Origin of the sequence: Rhodococcus sp. G-MC3 (genome assembly GCF_030063335.1) — a bacterium.
GTDB lineage: Bacteria > Actinomycetota > Actinomycetes > Mycobacteriales > Mycobacteriaceae > Rhodococcoides.
In genome coordinates this window covers 46,437-61,631 of record NZ_JASISW010000022.1, presented here as the reverse complement: position 1 = coordinate 61,631, position 15,195 = coordinate 46,437, and the positions used below count along the sequence as shown (strand labels likewise).

12 protein-coding genes and 1 pseudogene are annotated in these 15,195 nt (G+C 62.4%); 8 read left to right on the top strand and 5 right to left on the bottom strand.

The window, feature by feature from the left end; genetic code table 11:
* The first annotated feature begins 98 nt into the window (after positions 1-98).
* The 4 genes from QMK17_RS21120 to QMK17_RS21105 all read left to right on the top strand — a co-directional run bounded on the left by QMK17_RS21120 (position 99) and on the right by QMK17_RS21105 (position 4,946).
* On the top strand, positions 99-1,550 hold the full coding sequence (locus QMK17_RS21120; protein ID WP_283511261.1) for an amino acid permease: 1,452 nt from the start codon (positions 99-101) through the stop codon (positions 1,548-1,550).
* The gene (locus tag QMK17_RS21115; RefSeq protein WP_283511260.1) at positions 1,550-2,347 is read left to right on the top strand and encodes a carbon-nitrogen hydrolase family protein; all 798 of its coding nucleotides are present in this window, start codon (positions 1,550-1,552) and stop codon (positions 2,345-2,347) included. Before QMK17_RS21120 ends, QMK17_RS21115 begins: the two co-directional genes overlap by 1 nt.
* The gene (locus tag QMK17_RS21110) at positions 2,344-4,032 is read left to right on the top strand and encodes a flavin monoamine oxidase family protein (RefSeq protein ID WP_283511259.1); all 1,689 of its coding nucleotides are present in this window, start codon (positions 2,344-2,346) and stop codon (positions 4,030-4,032) included. The genes QMK17_RS21115 and QMK17_RS21110 overlap by 4 nt, the downstream gene beginning before the upstream one ends.
* Positions 4,033-4,427: 395 nt before the next feature.
* On the top strand, positions 4,428-4,946 hold the full coding sequence (locus tag QMK17_RS21105) for a hypothetical protein (RefSeq protein WP_283511258.1): 519 nt from the start codon (positions 4,428-4,430) through the stop codon (positions 4,944-4,946).
* A gap of 112 nt (positions 4,947-5,058) precedes the next feature.
* Here QMK17_RS21105 and QMK17_RS21100 read toward each other — a convergent pair whose 3' ends face one another.
* On the bottom strand, positions 5,059-5,565 hold the full coding sequence (locus QMK17_RS21100) for an Lrp/AsnC family transcriptional regulator (RefSeq protein ID WP_283511257.1): 507 nt from the start codon (positions 5,563-5,565) through the stop codon (positions 5,059-5,061).
* 151 nt (positions 5,566-5,716) lie between these two features.
* Here QMK17_RS21100 and QMK17_RS21095 point away from each other — a divergent pair, with 151 nt between their 5' ends.
* The 3 genes from QMK17_RS21095 (at position 5,717) to QMK17_RS21085 (ending at position 11,995) form a co-directional block, all read left to right on the top strand.
* Complete coding sequence (locus tag QMK17_RS21095) at positions 5,717-9,205, top strand: indolepyruvate ferredoxin oxidoreductase family protein (protein WP_283511256.1); 3,489 nt, start codon at positions 5,717-5,719, stop codon at positions 9,203-9,205.
* Positions 9,206-9,229: 24 nt separating this feature from the next.
* A complete protein-coding gene (locus QMK17_RS21090) occupies positions 9,230-10,318 on the top strand; it encodes a Glu/Leu/Phe/Val family dehydrogenase (RefSeq protein WP_283511255.1) in 1,089 nt (362 codons plus the stop codon).
* 78 nt (positions 10,319-10,396) lie between these two features.
* The gene (locus QMK17_RS21085) at positions 10,397-11,995 is read left to right on the top strand and encodes an amino acid permease (RefSeq protein ID WP_283511254.1); all 1,599 of its coding nucleotides are present in this window, start codon (positions 10,397-10,399) and stop codon (positions 11,993-11,995) included.
* A gap of 64 nt (positions 11,996-12,059) precedes the next feature.
* On the opposite strand, the gene QMK17_RS21080 is transcribed toward QMK17_RS21085, so the two are convergent.
* The 3 genes and pseudogenes from QMK17_RS21080 to QMK17_RS21070 all read right to left on the bottom strand — a co-directional run bounded on the left by QMK17_RS21080 (position 12,060) and on the right by QMK17_RS21070 (position 13,704).
* Entirely contained in the window at positions 12,060-12,443 is a 384-nt protein-coding gene (locus QMK17_RS21080) for a DUF5313 family protein (protein WP_283511253.1), read from the bottom strand.
* A gap of 56 nt (positions 12,444-12,499) precedes the next feature.
* Positions 12,500-13,269 (bottom strand): annotated as a pseudogene (locus tag QMK17_RS21075) (phosphoenolpyruvate carboxykinase (GTP)); the annotation flags it as partial.
* A gap of 63 nt (positions 13,270-13,332) precedes the next feature.
* The gene (locus QMK17_RS21070) at positions 13,333-13,704 is read right to left on the bottom strand and encodes a hypothetical protein (RefSeq protein WP_283511252.1); all 372 of its coding nucleotides are present in this window, start codon (positions 13,702-13,704) and stop codon (positions 13,333-13,335) included.
* Positions 13,705-13,964: 260 nt separating this feature from the next.
* Here QMK17_RS21070 and QMK17_RS21065 point away from each other — a divergent pair, with 260 nt between their 5' ends.
* Positions 13,965-14,270, top strand: a complete 306-nt coding sequence (locus QMK17_RS21065) for an ArsR/SmtB family transcription factor (protein ID WP_283511295.1) — start codon at positions 13,965-13,967, stop codon at positions 14,268-14,270.
* A 220-nt stretch (positions 14,271-14,490) separates the two neighbouring features.
* Here QMK17_RS21065 and QMK17_RS21060 read toward each other — a convergent pair whose 3' ends face one another.
* On the bottom strand, positions 14,491-15,126 hold the full coding sequence (locus tag QMK17_RS21060) for a TetR/AcrR family transcriptional regulator (RefSeq protein ID WP_283511251.1): 636 nt from the start codon (positions 15,124-15,126) through the stop codon (positions 14,491-14,493).
* Positions 15,127-15,195 lie beyond the last annotated feature (69 nt).

The window sequence follows — 15,195 nt, the reverse complement described above, 5'->3', positions numbered from 1 at the left end:
TGACGCGGGTCACGGGTCATTCTTATGGCAACCCACCGCGCCGCAGCCGTTCGGTCCCCTCGTTCGGTCCCCTCGTTCGGTCTCTGTCAGGAGCTTCAATGGACATCTCCACCCCGCATCGCCCACCTCGACTTCTCGACTCGTTGCGTGCGCGCAAATCGGTCGAAGCGATCGTTGCGCGAAACGAGCACGACTCCGAACACGGTCTGAAACGGTCCATGGGCCTGTTGCACCTAACTGCGTTGAGCATCGGAGCATCGCTCGGCACCGGAATCTTCGTCATTCTCGGAGAGGCGACCCCCAAGGCAGGTCCGGCGGTGATCCTCGCCTTCGTACTGGCCGCGCTGACCGCCTTGTTCTCTGCACTGTCCTACGCAGAACTTGCCGGAAGCATCCCGGTATCCGGTTCTTCCTACTCGTACACCTACGCCACGATGGGTGAGATGTTCGCCTGGGTGTGTGGCTGGTGTCTCATGCTCGAATACGGGGTTTCGGTTGCTGCCGTTGCCGTCGGCTGGGGTGAGTACATCAACGAACTGCTGCAGGGAATGTTCGGGGTGAGCCTGCCCGCGGCGATCAGCGCATCACCGGGTGCCGGCGGCATCGTCAACGTACCGAGCATCCTCATCGTGCTCCTTGCGGCCGCGATGCTGGTTCGTGGCGCCTCCGAGAGCGCACTCGTCAACACAGCGATGGTTGCGCTGAAAATTGTTGTACTGCTGTTCTTCTGCGTCATCGCCTTCACCGCCTTCCGTGCCGGAAACCTGGCTCCGTTCGCGCCCCTTGGCGCTGCCGGTGTCACTGCGGCCGCCTCGCAGGTGTTCTTCGCCTACATCGGTTTCGATGCGGCCTCGACTGCGGGCGACGAAGCGAAAAACCCCAAAAAGGATCTCCCCCGAGCGATCATGCTGTCGCTGCTGATCGTGACGGTGATCTACTGCCTCGTCGCGGTCGCCGCAATCGGCGCAATGCCGTGGCAGGACATCGCTGGTGACGGAGCAGCGCTTGCCACCATCGTCGAGTCCGTCACCTCGAGCACCTGGCCCGCCGTGCTGCTGTCCGCCGGTGCGGTGATCGCTATCGCCAGCGTCGTCCTTGCCGTCATGTACGGACAGACTCGAATTCTCTACTCGATGTCCCTCGATGGCCTTGTCCCACCGATCTTCTCGAAGGTCAGCCGGAAGACTCGTGTCCCAGTGTCCAACATCGTGATCGTCGGTGTACTGGTGTCCCTGCTTGCGGGCTTCGTACCGCTCGGCGAGTTGGCAGATGCCACCAGTATCGGCGCACTCTTCGCGTTCGCGCTCGTCAACATCGCGGTGATTCTGTTGCGTCGTCGACACCCGAACCTCGAGCGCGGATTCAAGACGGCACTGTTTCCGTTGTTCCCGATCCTGGGCGTCGGATTCTGCATTCTGCTCCTGGCCGGCCTCGGCAGCTCCACCTGGATGGCGTTCCTGGTGTGGATGGCCCTCGGCATGGTTGTGTACTTCGGTTACGGCATCAGGCATTCCGGGCTGCGCCGGGAACAGGGCAAGGTGGAGGCGTAGTGCGATTGAGTGTCCTTCAAGGACCGCAGAGCGGCACCGAAGTTGCGCAGAACCTCAGTGCCATCGGTGCTGCCGCGGAGCAGGCCGCCGCGAGTGGCGCCGTCATGATGGTGACACCGGAGATGTCCGCAACGGGCTACAACATCGCTGAATTGACAGCGCTCCGAGCCGAGTCCGCCGACGGGCCGATGTTCGACGCCATCGCGGCCATCGCGCGTCGCACGGGTGTGGCCGTTGTCTACGGGTATCCCGAGCGGGTCGGAGACGATGTCTACAACAGTGTTCAGGTGGTCGACTCCGACGGCTGCTCGGCGGCGAACTATCGCAAGTCGCACCTGTTCGGTTCCGTCGACCGCGGACACTTCCGGCCCGGCGAGGAGCTGGTGGTCCAATTCGATATCGCTGGGATTCGAAGCGGTCTGCTCACCTGCTACGACGTCGAATTCCCGGAGGCCGTTCGTGCGCACGCCGATGCCGGCACGCAGCTTCTGATCGTCCCGACCGGTCTGATGCGTCCGTTCGAACTCGTGGCCCGGCAGGTAGTTCCGACCAGGGCGTACGAGAGCCAGATGTTCCTCGCGTACGTGAATCGATGCGGATCGGAAGGCGAGTTCGACTACTGCGGTCTGACCTGTGTCCTCGCCCCCGACGGCACAGAGTTGGCACGGGCAGGTGCAGGCGAGGAACTGCTGACCGTCGACATCGACATCGACGAACTGGTTCGGTCTCGTTCTTTCAATACTCATCTCGATGATCGTCGCCGCGATCTCTACAAAAAACAGGAGCTCACTCGATGACCGTCCCCGTCACCCCGGACAGCACCGCCTCCGAGACCGAACACCCGCCGCTGACGATGTTCGGGCCGGACTTTCCGTTCGCCTACGACGACTACGTCGCGAGCCCCGCTGGCCTGGGATCGGTTCCCGAGCTTGCGCTCGGCACCGAGGTGGCAGTGATCGGCGGTGGACTCTCGGGCATGATCACCGCCTACGAATTGCTTAAGATCGGGCTCAAACCCATTGTCTACGAGTCGGATCAGATCGGGGGCCGGATGCGCTCGGTGGAGTTCGACGGCCACCCGGGCGTCGTGGCCGAGATGGGAGCTATGCGGTTCCCGCCCTCGTCCACCACTCTGTTTCACTACCTCGACGAGATGGCGCTCGAGACCACACCGTTTCCCAACCCGCTCGCCGAGGTGACGCCGAGTACGGTGATCGATCTCAAGGGCGAGAGTCACTACGCGCAGCATCTCAGCGATCTACCGCCGATATACACGGAGGTGGCGCAGGCCTGGAACAACACGCTCGAGCAGCACGCCGCGCTGGTACCCCTGCAGCGGGCGATTCGGGACCGCGACGTGGCCGCTATCAAGCGCGTGTGGAACGAACTCGTCGTCTCCCTCGACGATCAGACGTTCTACGGTTTCCTCGCCTCCTCCGAGCACTTTCAATCCTTCCGCATGCGTGAGGTGTTCGGGCAGGTGGGATTCGGTACCGGGGGCTGGGACACCGACTATCCCAACTCGATCCTGGAGATCCTGCGTGTGGTGTGCACGGCAGCGGACGATCATCACCGCGGCATCGTCGGCGGTTCTCAGCAGCTGCCCATGCGTCTGTGGACGCGCAGCCCCGAATCCATGGCCCACTGGCCGGCGGGAACATCGGTGCAGTCGATCAACGGTGGCGCTGCGAGCCCGCGGGTGGTGGAACTTCGCCGCACCGCACCGAACAACATCACCGTCACCGATTCGACGGGTGCGATCCGCACCTATCCCGCAGCCGTCGTCACGGCGCAGAGTTGGATGCTGCTCAACAACATTCGTTGCGACGACGATCTGTTTCCGATCGATCATTGGACCGCCATCGAGCGCACGCACTACATGGGTTCGACGAAGGTGTTCGCACTCGTCGACCGTCCGTTCTGGAAAGACAAGGATCCGAAGACCGGCCGTGATCTGGTGAGCATGACGCTGACCGATCGGATGAGTCGCGGCACGTATCTCCTCGACCAGGGAGAGGGCAAACCGGGGTTGATTTGCCTGTCGTACACCTGGTCCGACGATTCGCTCAAATTGCTCCCCCTCGACGCCGACGAGCGAATGAACGTCATGCTCAAATCGCTGGAGGAGATCTATCCGGGGGTCGACTTCCGTAGCCACATCATCGCGACTCCCGTGACGCTCTCCTGGGAGACGGAGCGGGACTTCATGGGGGCGTTCAAGGCGAACCTGCCCGGGCACTATCGGTATCAGGAACGGTTGTTCACCCACTTCGTGCAGGACGATCTCGATCCGCGTCACCGCGGAATCTTTCTCGCGGGCGACGACGTCTCGTGGACCGCAGGCTGGGCCGAGGGCGCGATTCAGACGGCGCTGAACGCAGTGTGGGGCGTCGTCAATCACCTGGGCGGTAAGTGCGCCGAGGAGAATCCAGGTCCCGGAGACGTATTCGCCGATCTGGCTCCGATCCGCCTGGGTGACTGACCGAGCACGCTCGGAACAACGTGGCCATCATCTCGTAGCGGTGAAAGACCATGCGCCGGATCAGCAGTGTCGTCAAACCGCGGTACAGGTCGTGACGTTGTGCCCGCCTTGTTGAATCGGGATCCTCGGGTTGTATCGCAAACCTGGACCGGTCGAAATGGTTCGAGGGGACTCCGATGGGTATTTGCTCGCGAGGGTCAGCACTCGTACACCATTAGTCCGGTCAGTAGAGCCGCCTGGAGGTTTAAGGTCACTCGACCGGAGGCACTTCGATGACGTGCAGAACGATGGAGCGAAAAGCAGAGGACATACTGGAGGCGAACGCGGAAGCAGAGTGCCAAGCCGGTTTCGTAGTCGACCGTGCGCAGCCATTACGATAACGGAGGCGAGAGAGAGTGCAGCTCGAGCGCACGCAGATCGTCCCTGATAGGCCACTTGGGACCGCAGGTCGAGTGCTTGTCTACAGCGGCCGCACGCTGGTTCACACAGGACGGGCATTGGGTAACGCCGGTGCTACGGCCGCGTCGGCGGTCAAGTGGGCGGATCCTCGAACGCTCATCACTGTCGTTGCAGCGCTGTCGAAGATCACCGCACTGGCGGCCCCCGACAGGCCGTTGGGTCGAGCCCTGGCGGCAGGCGGCTCGATAGACACGCTCCTCGCACGCGGAGGAATCGTCGACCGTGTTCTCGAACCAGGCGGTGCAGCAGAACAAGTGCTGGCCACGAACGGCCTCCTGGAACGACTGGTGGCCGACGGAGGCACTCTCGATCAGATTGCGGACCTCAGCGCTACTATCGCAGCCATCGCGCCGCAACTGACAACGCTCGGGCCCAGCATCGATGCAATCAATGAGTCCTCCGCCCAGCTCAGCACTGCCGTCAATCGCATTCCTGGACTACGCCGCAAAATCTAACGCGTGGAGAAGGCCGACGTAGAAACGTCGACGCCGACAAAATCGCCGCCCACCTCGATGCAGCACAAGAGGTGGTCGAATTCTTCGAAGAGAACACGGCAGGCTCGATCGTTCACACCTGCGGTGACGGCGTCGACCGTCCCCACCCGGCGTCGCTGGTGATCGCCTGCAGCAACGGCTGGGTGCGGTAGGGCAGGGGCGTCGTCAACGCGACGGTGGTGCTCGAGTGCCACACACCAACAATGCTGAGCACTTTCTCGATGAGCTCCTGCAAACTCGCGTGATCACGCGTCGCGACTCGAACGAGCAGATCCTCCCTTCCCGTCGTCGCGTGCATTTCGAGCACCTCCGGGATCTCCTTCAGTGCTGCCACGACGGACGTGAGGTATCCCTGTTCGAGTTCGAGAGCGAGGAAGGCCTGAACGTCAATTCCGGCCAGCGACAAGTCGAGTTCAGGACGAAAACTGCGAATGAGTCCGGTGTCCTCCAGGCGTTTGATTCGGGACTGAACGGTATTGCGGGTTACCCCGAGTGTCGCCGCGAGTTCGACGATCCCCGCGCGGGCGTCGGTTGTCAGCAGGCCGATCAGCTCGGCATCCAACTGGTCAATGGTGAGCATTTCGTAGACCTCCAAAGGTGTTCCAGATCACTGTCTGATCAATATGCTTAGTTGTACACGCATCAATTGACCGTCGTGTGATGCAGGTACATGGTTGCGGTACCGATAGGTCAACTAACCGGCTTTCGCCTACTGCGAGGTGCTTCATCCGATGTCCCAACTCGACGACGTAGTGACGGTCCAAACGGACTTCGATCCCGCCGATCGGTACCGAGCCGACTCCGGCCCGACGCTCATGACTGGAGTGCAGGCCATCGCACGCCAGCTCGTGGAACAGCACGTACGCGACCAGCGGGCCGGGCGCAACGTCGCGACGTTCGTTTCGGGATACCAGGGAAGCCCGTTGGCCGGTCTGGACCGACTGCTGGCCGGCATCCCCGAAATCGGTTCGGTCCACGAAGTACGCCTAGTGCCCGGCATGAACGAAGAACTTGCCGCGACCTCGGTGTGGGGAAGCCAGCTCGAGCTTCCGAGTGGATCGGCAACCCATGACGGAGTTGTCGGCGTCTGGTACGGCAAGGGGCCCGGCCTCGACCGAGCAAGCGATGCGTTGCGCCACGGCGCGATGTACGGCGCACATCCGGCCGGCGGCGCACTCGTTCTGGTGGGCGACGACCCAGCCGCAAAGTCGTCGACTGTTCCAGCTGCCAGCGAACGCTCGCTCGCGGCTCTGAGCATGCCAATCTTTTTCCCGCGCAATGCCGAAGAGATCATCGCCTTCGGGTTGTACGGCGTCGCCCTGTCCCGACTGTCCGGTTGCTGGTCGGCCATGAAGATCAACGCCGACGTCGCCGACGGGTTGTGGACGCTCGATCGCAACTTCTCCGACTTCGAGATCGTCTCACCGTCGATCGAGTGGGAAGGGCGGCCGTGGACCTACCGTCAACGTGTTCCCGGTCCGCCGCCGGACAGCGTCCTCGCCGAAGCCGACCTCTACGGCCCGCGGTGGGCGATGGTCGAAGCATTCAACGCGGCCAACGACATCGACTCGATCGAGATCGATCCGGACAACGCGTGGCTGGGCATCGTTGCCGTGGGAACCGCCTACGATTCGGTTCGCCAGGCCCTGCGCGAACTCGGTCTCGACGACGACCGGCTCGTCGACGCGGGCATCCGCATTCTGCGTGTCGGAATGCCGTACCCGCTCGGTTCGGCGAAAGTCCGTCAGCTCGCACGCGGCGTCGAGACCGTGCTCGTCGTCGAGGACAAGACGTCCTTCGTCGAGGCACAGGTCAAGGATGCGTTGTACGGCTCGGGCCATGCCCCGGCAGTCGTCGGCAAACGTGCGCCCTCCGGTAGCCTGCTGATCCCCGCCGACGGCGAGCTGACCGCCGCGCGGCTGCGAAAGCCGTTGCGCACGCTGCTGTCCGGCCGTGTGGACATGATCGTGCCGCCACCACCACCACCGCTCGAGCTCACCGTCCTGTCCTCCAAGCGAACCCCGTACTTCTGCTCGGGGTGCCCGCACAACCGATCGACTGCGGTTCCGGAAGGCTCTCTGGCAGGCGGCGGAATCGGTTGCCACACTCTCGTCACGATGTCCTCGCGTACCGACTCGCAGGTGACAGGTCTGACGCAGATGGGCGGCGAAGGGGCGCAGTGGATCGGACAATCCCCGTTCACCGACGTCGGGCACATCTTCCAGAACGTCGGTGACGGAACGTATTTCCACTCAGGGCAGCTCGCCGTGCAGGCTTGCATTGCCGCCGGGGTGAACATCACCTACAAGATCTTGTTCAACTCCGCCGTCGCCATGACCGGCGCTCAGGACGCCGAGGCGAGTCTGAGCGTTCCCGACCTGACCCACAAACTCGCCGCCGAGGGTGTAGCGAAGATCATCGTCTGCGCCGACGAGCCCGAGCGTCACCGGGGTGCGTCGTTCGCCGTCGGGACCGTGCTGTGGGATCGGGACCGGCTCGACGAGGCGCAACGACTCCTGCGGGACACCACGGGCGTCACCGTCCTGATTTACGACCAGCAATGCGCCGCGGAGGCGCGTCGTAAACGCAAGCGGGGCACCCTCCCTGTGCGACGGACGCGCGTGGTGATCAACGAGGCCGTGTGCGAGGGCTGCGGCGACTGCGGTGTCAAGAGCAACTGCCTCTCGGTGCAACCGGTCGATACCGAGTTCGGTCGCAAGACCCGTATCGACCAGGGCAGTTGCAACACCGACTACTCCTGCCTCGACGGCGATTGCCCGTCGTTCGTCACCGTCGAGCTCCCAGAGACGCCGGTGGCGACGGTGAAGAAGGCTGTGGCACAGCCGCCGTCGGTATCGGACGTCGTGCTCCCGACAGTCGAGGCGACGCATAATATCTTCCTCGCCGGCATCGGCGGGACCGGCATCGTCACCGTCAACCAGGTGCTCGGCATGGCCGGCTTGCGCTCGGGTCTGCACGTCGAGGGGTTGGACCAGACCGGGTTGAGCCAGAAGGCAGGTCCGGTCACCTCGCACCTGCGACTGAGTCCACATCGCGCCGAACCGTCCAATCGCATCAGCCCCTCCTCGGCGGACTGCATCCTGGCGTTCGATCTGCTCACCGCGGCCGATGGCAAGAACGCAGGCTTCGCCGATCCCGCACGGACGGTCACGGTTGCGTCGACCAGCCGGACGGCGACGGGCGAGATGGTTTACGACCCGTCCGTCTCGTACCCGGACGAGAGCGGTCTGCTCGATCGACTCGACGTGCTGTCCAAGCAACTCGTGAGCTTCGATGCGCTGGCGGCTGCGGAGACGCTCTTCGGCAACACCGCCGCAGCGAACTTCCTCCTCGTCGGAGCGGCCTACCAGGTCGGCGGACTGCCGATCCCGGCCGACGCCATCGAAGAAGCCATCGCGATCAACGGTGTTGCGGTGCAGGCGAACCACGCTGCGTTCCGTTGGGGCCGCGTCTCGGTCGACGATCCTGCAGCGTTCCGCACCGCGATGACGCAGGCCGCTCCGATGGCCACTCGGACCATCACCCCGGCGCCGGAGCGACTACTGAACTCGATCACTGTCGGCGGCGTGGTTCGTGAACTCGTCGAACGCCGCGCCGGCGAGCTCGTCGCCTACCAGAGCGAGAAAATTGCCTCCAGGTATCTGGCCGTCGTCCAGCAGGTATGGGCAAAGGAGCGCACGGTCGGTGACTGCACCGAGTTCAGCGAGGCCGTGGCACAGGGATTGTTCAAGTTCATGGCCTACAAGGACGAGTACGAGGTGGCCCGGCTCCTGACCGACCCAGCGTTCCTCGCGTCGGTGTCGTCGGAGGTGCCCGGGGGAGAGAAGCTCACCTACAAGCTGCATCCACCCGCGCTGAAGGCCCTCGGGCGCGCCAAGAAGATCGGGCTCGGACCCAACCTGCATCTCCCCATGCGCGTTCTCGCCAGGGGGAAGAAGCTGCGCGGCACAGCCTTCGACCCGTTCGGGTACGCACACGTTCGGCGACTGGAACGAGCACTGATCGACCACTACGAGTCGATGGTGCTGGACGCCGCCGAACATCTCACCGAACAGAACTACGCCACGGCAACCCAGGCCGCGGCGGCAGCGGACATCGTGCGCGGCTACGAGGACGTCAAGCTCGGGAACGTCGATCGATACCGCGCCCGGCTCACCGAATTGTCCATCGATACAACAGCTCTTCCGACCACCCGCTAGTACACCGACACAGGAACAGGAACCATGACACTGATCGACGATCACCGCACGGACACCTTCGCATCGACGGGAGTATTCGGTCGTCCCGATTTCGCCGACGATTCGCCGCACGAGCAGGTGGTGTTCTGCCAGGACGCAACGACCGGGTTGAAGGCCATCATTGCCATTCACTCGACGACACTCGGCAATGCCCTGGGTGGCACGAGGTTCTTCCCGTACCGGGACGAGCAGTCGGCTCTGACCGATGTGCTGCGTCTTTCGCGCGGCATGACGTACAAGGCGGCTGCTGCCGGCCTGCATCTCGGCGGCGGCAAAGCGGTCATCATCGGCGACCCCGCGACCGTCAAGACGCCCGAGTTGCTGGAAGCGTACGGCCGATTCGTCGAGACGCTCGGCGGCCGGTACATCACGGCAGGTGACGTGGGAACCACCTCCGACGACATGGATGTCATCGGGCGCTCGACCGATCATGTGGTTTCCCGGACGACGGCAGCGGGCGGATCCGGCGACAGTGCGCCACTGACCGCGCTAGGCGTCTTCCACTCCATGCGTGCGGCCGCCCAGGCCAACTGGGGATCGACGGATCTCACGGGCCGACGCGTGGGCGTCGAGGGCACCGGCAAGGTCGGGTACAACCTCATCAAGCTGCTGGTCGAGGCCGGTGCGAGCGTCACTGCAACCGACGTGAATGCCGCTGCGCTGCAGCGTGTTCGTGCAAATTTCGCCGACGTGCGTATCTCCGATCGGGTCATCGACACCGATATCGAGATCTATGCACCCTGTGCGATGGGAGCGACGCTGACGGACGAGAGTGTCCGCACCCTGAACGCTGTAATCGTGTGCGGCGCAGCAAACAATCAACTCGTCCAGCCGGGCGTCGAGGAGACACTGCGTCAGCGTGAGATCCTATGGGTCCCCGACTACGTCGCGAACAGCGGTGGTCTCATTCAGGTCGCAGGCGAAATCGACGGTAGTTCACGCTCCGAGATGACGTCCCGGGTGGAACGCGTCGGGTCGACGGTTGCCGAAATCCTGCGGCGCCAGCGCGATCAGGGAGTGCTCGCGGGTCACGCTGCGCACAGCATCGTCCACGAGCGCCTCGCCGCCCACTGAAGTCGAAGAAACTCCTCGAAAACCATTTCTACAGAGCCGGTTTCGGGTAGTCTGTGATTACCAACACAGTCCGAGTGGATGCCGCGCGAGACCCGCGTGGACCAGGTGCTCGAACAACTCGAAGTCGACAGGTGGAACACAACAGTGGATGAGAAGCGTCCGTCGAGCTATGCCCGAAAGACCGGGATCTTTCGAACCAAATCGGTTGAGCAATCCATTCGGGAGACCGACGAACCCGATACCAAGCTCCGCAAGGACCTGTCCTCCTGGGACCTCACCGTCTTCGGTGTAGCCGTGGTCATCGGGGCCGGTATCTTCACGCTCACGGCCCGGACTGCGGGCAACGTCGCGGGTCCGTCGGTATCGCTGGCATTCGTTCTGGCTGCCGTTGCCTGCGGTCTGGCGGCGCTGTGCTACGCGGAGTTCGCCTCGACCGTTCCCGTGGCCGGTAGCGCATACACGTTCTCCTACGCGACATTCGGCGAGTTCGTCGCCTGGATCATCGGGTGGGATCTGGTTCTCGAGTTCGCCCTCGCGTCGTCCGTTGTCGCGAAGGGCTGGTCGCTCTATCTCGGTGAGGTTCTCGGATCTGTGTCACCGATTGTCACGATCGGTGGACTCGACATCGACTGGGGCGCATTGCTGATCGTCGTGATCATCACCGGCCTGCTGGCGAGTGGCACCAAACTGTCCTCCCGCGTGTCGCTGATCATCACCGCGATCAAGGTCGCCGTCGTGCTGCTGATCGTCGTCGTCGGCGCGTTCTACATCAAGGCCGAGAACTACTCGCCGTACATTCCGCCCGCTCAGGAGGGGGCGACGGCCGAAGGCATTCACCAGTCCCTCTTCTCGTTTGCCACCGGAGCCGGCGGCAGCACATTCGGGTGGTACGGCCTTCTCGCCGCAGCCAGCCTGGTGTTTTTCGCTTTCATCGGATTCGATGTCGTGGCCACCACAGCCGAGGAGACCAAGGAGCCGCAGAAAGCTTTGCCTCGCGCAATCCTGGGCTCGCTGGCGATCGTGACAGTTCTCTACGTTGCCGTCACACTCGTGCTGACCGGAATGGTGAATTACACCGAACTGGCAGGGGATAGCTCCACATTGGCGACGGCATTCGAACTGAATGGCCTGACCTGGGCTAAGAACGTCATCTCGTTCGGTGCTCTGGCCGGCCTGACCACTGTGGTGATGGTGTTGATGCTGGGGCAGACTCGCGTATTGTTCGCGATGTCGCGCGACGGTTTGGCGCCCCGCGGCCTGGCACGCACCGGCAAGCGCGGCACGCCGGTACGCATCACGCTGATCGTTGGATTCGTGGTCGCGTTGCTGTCGGCGTTCTTCCCGATCGGCGCTCTCGAAGAGATGGTCAACATTGGGACGCTCTTCGCCTTCGTGCTGGTCTCGATCGGTGTCGTAGTCCTACGACGGACGCGCCCGGACCTGAAGCGCGGATTCAAGGTTCCGCTGATGCCGTGGATTCCGATCGTTGCCGTCGTCGCTTGCCTGTGGTTGATGGTCAACCTCTCCGTGGAGACATGGCTCAGGTTCGTGATCTGGATGGCGATCGGTATCGTTGTCTACTTCAGCTACAGTAAGCGCAACGCAGACAAGACGATTCGTGAGCGCGAACAGGAAAACCTCGATCGGGCGACAGTTCGGCCGGAGGTGGTCGGGTAATGAGCATCGTTGAGTCGGACCAACATAATTGCGCTGCACGATGGAAGCATTTCGTCGCGCCAGACTATCCAGAACTTCGGTATCGCGCCGAATAGCGGGCTGAATCGTCGTCGATTTTCTGTTGCCTGTACGCGCTCAGGAGTGCGGGGTCGAGTCCGTGACTGACAAGTCGATGACGCTGATAGATCGGTGTGAGGGCGAGCATGAAGTAAACGAAAGGCAGTAACAGGATCAGGAGCATTCCTGCACGGACCACCAGTGGGCCCGGCACCAGGAGGCACGCCGCCAGTAGTGGGGTGAGCGGGACTATGCACCGGGTGGCGTAACGCCGAGTGGAACCGGCGCCGGTAATGTCGTGAATGACCCAGGCATTGAACTCCTCGGGCAAGGGCCGACCTGCAATGTAGGCGGCGATCTGCCGGATGCCGGGTCGAGGTTCGATTGTCATCGGAGCACCTTCCATGCATCTTCGGGGCACGTGTGTTTCGGACGGAGTCGAGTGAGCGACGTAAGTTTCACGATGGCCATGCGTTCGGGAGCCACCCCTCGTCGCGGGCAATGGACGAAGCGATTCGCAGGGCGAATGATTTCTTCCCCAGTAGAGCATTGCCTCCATATCCGGATCCGTAGCTCCACATGGTTCGGGTCTGGGGGAAGTGGCTGATGTACTGCGTGTTGTCACGCGGCCAGGGGACGTCCGGTTGGCCCGGCGCCAACGGCGAACCTACCGAATGGAGTCCTTTGACGAACCGTGCGTCGGTGCCCATTCTGTCCCAGACGGGTGATCCGGTGCGGGTCATCACTCGCATCGATACCGCGACAAATTCGGAATCGGTTATCTCGACGCCGAATCGAGGGGTAGCCGAGTCGAGAGAACCCATACAGTAGCCGACGACGTACATCGTTCGGCCTGCCATAGCACCACGAAATTCTTCGGTCAGTATTGTCGTCATATCGACGGGGTCCATCCAATTGTTCGTCGGTCCCGCATCGGACTCGTTCTCGGAGCAGACGAATATGCGGTCTTTCACTCGTGCAACGTCTTCGGGATCAGCGATGCACCGAAAGGTATGTGCGGGTTCGCTCAGCTCGATGAAGGTTCCTCGGCGAACCAGAATGTCGGTCAATCGGTCCCATTCATCCGAGGTGCCGTCGCACCACACGACCTGGTCGGGCGTGGTGAGTTCAGCGACTTCGCCGACCCACATCAATAACTCGGAATGAGGAGTCGGTGCTAAGCCGAGATCGACGGTGCTTGACGTCGTCATGGGCATCCTTTCGAGGTGACATGGTGGGATGGGAACCTGCTGTGTAGGCGTAGCTGCCGCGCGTGGCAATTACCGACAGCGCCGAGGACTGGATTGTTCCGCGAGGTCGAAAACTCGGTCGGTGAATGGATCGATCGAGCTTCCGGGGTCGTCCACGGTCCCACCGGGGCCGGACAAGTCGACCAGAACATCGTTGTTCGAGATCAAGAGAGTCAACGGAAAGTCTTGTGCATCAATACTATTCCAACGCGTGATTCTGCCGACTCCGTCTTCGATGAGTGCAGAGACCAGTAGCGGCACTCGCTCGGAGCACGCAATGATCACGCGTCCACGGTTTACCGCGATGTTGTGGCGGCTGAGCATGGACACCACCGATTTTGCCAGCGTCGAGGTGGTGAGGTTGGGGGATTGTCGACTCGTCGTGGGGTGTCGAGCACTCATCTGTGGCCTCCGATGGTTGGCTGAGCCCTTACTGCCTGAACTTTCAATATAATAATCTCTTTACTTGCGCAATTATGCAAGTAGGACGTGTGTGATCTTGCCTTCAGGTCGAAGTCTTTCGAGGCCAGCGCTCGGAAGCCCTCGGGTATCAGGATGTTGCTAAAATACGCAAGCAATGGATCCAACGCGTACCGGGCGCCTGGTACCGAAGTCGAGAACGAGAGACCGAGGCCTTGAACTCACGGCAGCCGCTGTATCAAATGAAGGCAGACTTCTTCAAAACGCTGGGCCACCCAGCTCGGATTCGCGTTCTCGAGCTGTTGAGCGAGCGTGAATACGCAGTGTCGGAGATGCTGCCCGAAGTGGCGATCGAGCCGGCAAACCTGTCGCAGCAACTTTCGATTCTGAAGCGCGCAGGATTGGTCACCGCGCGTAGGGAAGGGCTATCGGTCTACTATGCGCTCACATCTCCCCGTATCGCAGAACTCTTGGCGAGCGCTCGTGCGATCCTGACGACCGTTGTCAGCGGCCAAGCGGAAATGCTGGAGGAGTCTGCGGACAGGTAATACTGTCGTCCCGACGGGCTCGCCTCTTCGGGAACCTTGTGGTCCGCACGTGAAGTTGTTGAGCGGTGTGCTTACTCGGGGATCTGCTCGGCCTATTTTGTTCACACGACAGGTTAAGCACGACACCCTTGGTGGCGGTGCCGCGGTTGGCAGATGACGGCCGGTTTTCCGGTGGCGACTGTTTCCACGAACTAAATGGGGGCGAGGGCGGCCGACAACGTCAACTGTCGCCGGGGTCGGGGGCATTCTGCGTGCGGAGCAAGCGGGCCTCCAGTCCGTCCAGGAGTGCGTCCAATCCGTAGTCGAAGGAAAGGTCCGACCGTACGATGCCGGTTTCTGCCGCAGCGATCGCCTCGGCCATCGCTCCGTCGGTGCGGTCGGTCGCCCACACGCGTTCGGGCGCAGCACGATCGAGCGCCGACCCCAGCGAGAAACTATCCAGCGCGGAGATGACGTAAATGACGTCACCCTGAGGAAATCCTGCGCGCAGGAGAGTAGACGCAAGTCGGCCGTAGAGGTCGAGAACCTCTGGTGCGGTTACTGTCTGAGCCGTCAGCAAAGTGACAAGCTCGGGATACGGCGAGAACGCCATTCGTACCTGCCGCACCCAGTGCGCGACCGCCACCCGCCAGTGCGCGTCCCAGTCGATATCAACGACGCGACTGCCGGCGATCTTGCCGCGCATGAGCTCCAACAGCTGACTACGGCCGGGCACGTGGTGGTACACCGATGAAACAGATACGCCGAGCTTGGACGCGAGGCCCGGCATCGTCAGTCCAGCGCGAGTGCCTACGAGCGCGAGGCCCGCGTCGACGATCATCTCCCGGTTCAGTCGCGGTGTTGTAGGTCTTGGCACCTGTGGAACTCCTCGTTGTCGGTTCACACAAACTTTACGTATCACTCTTGACGGCGAGCTCGGCATGTC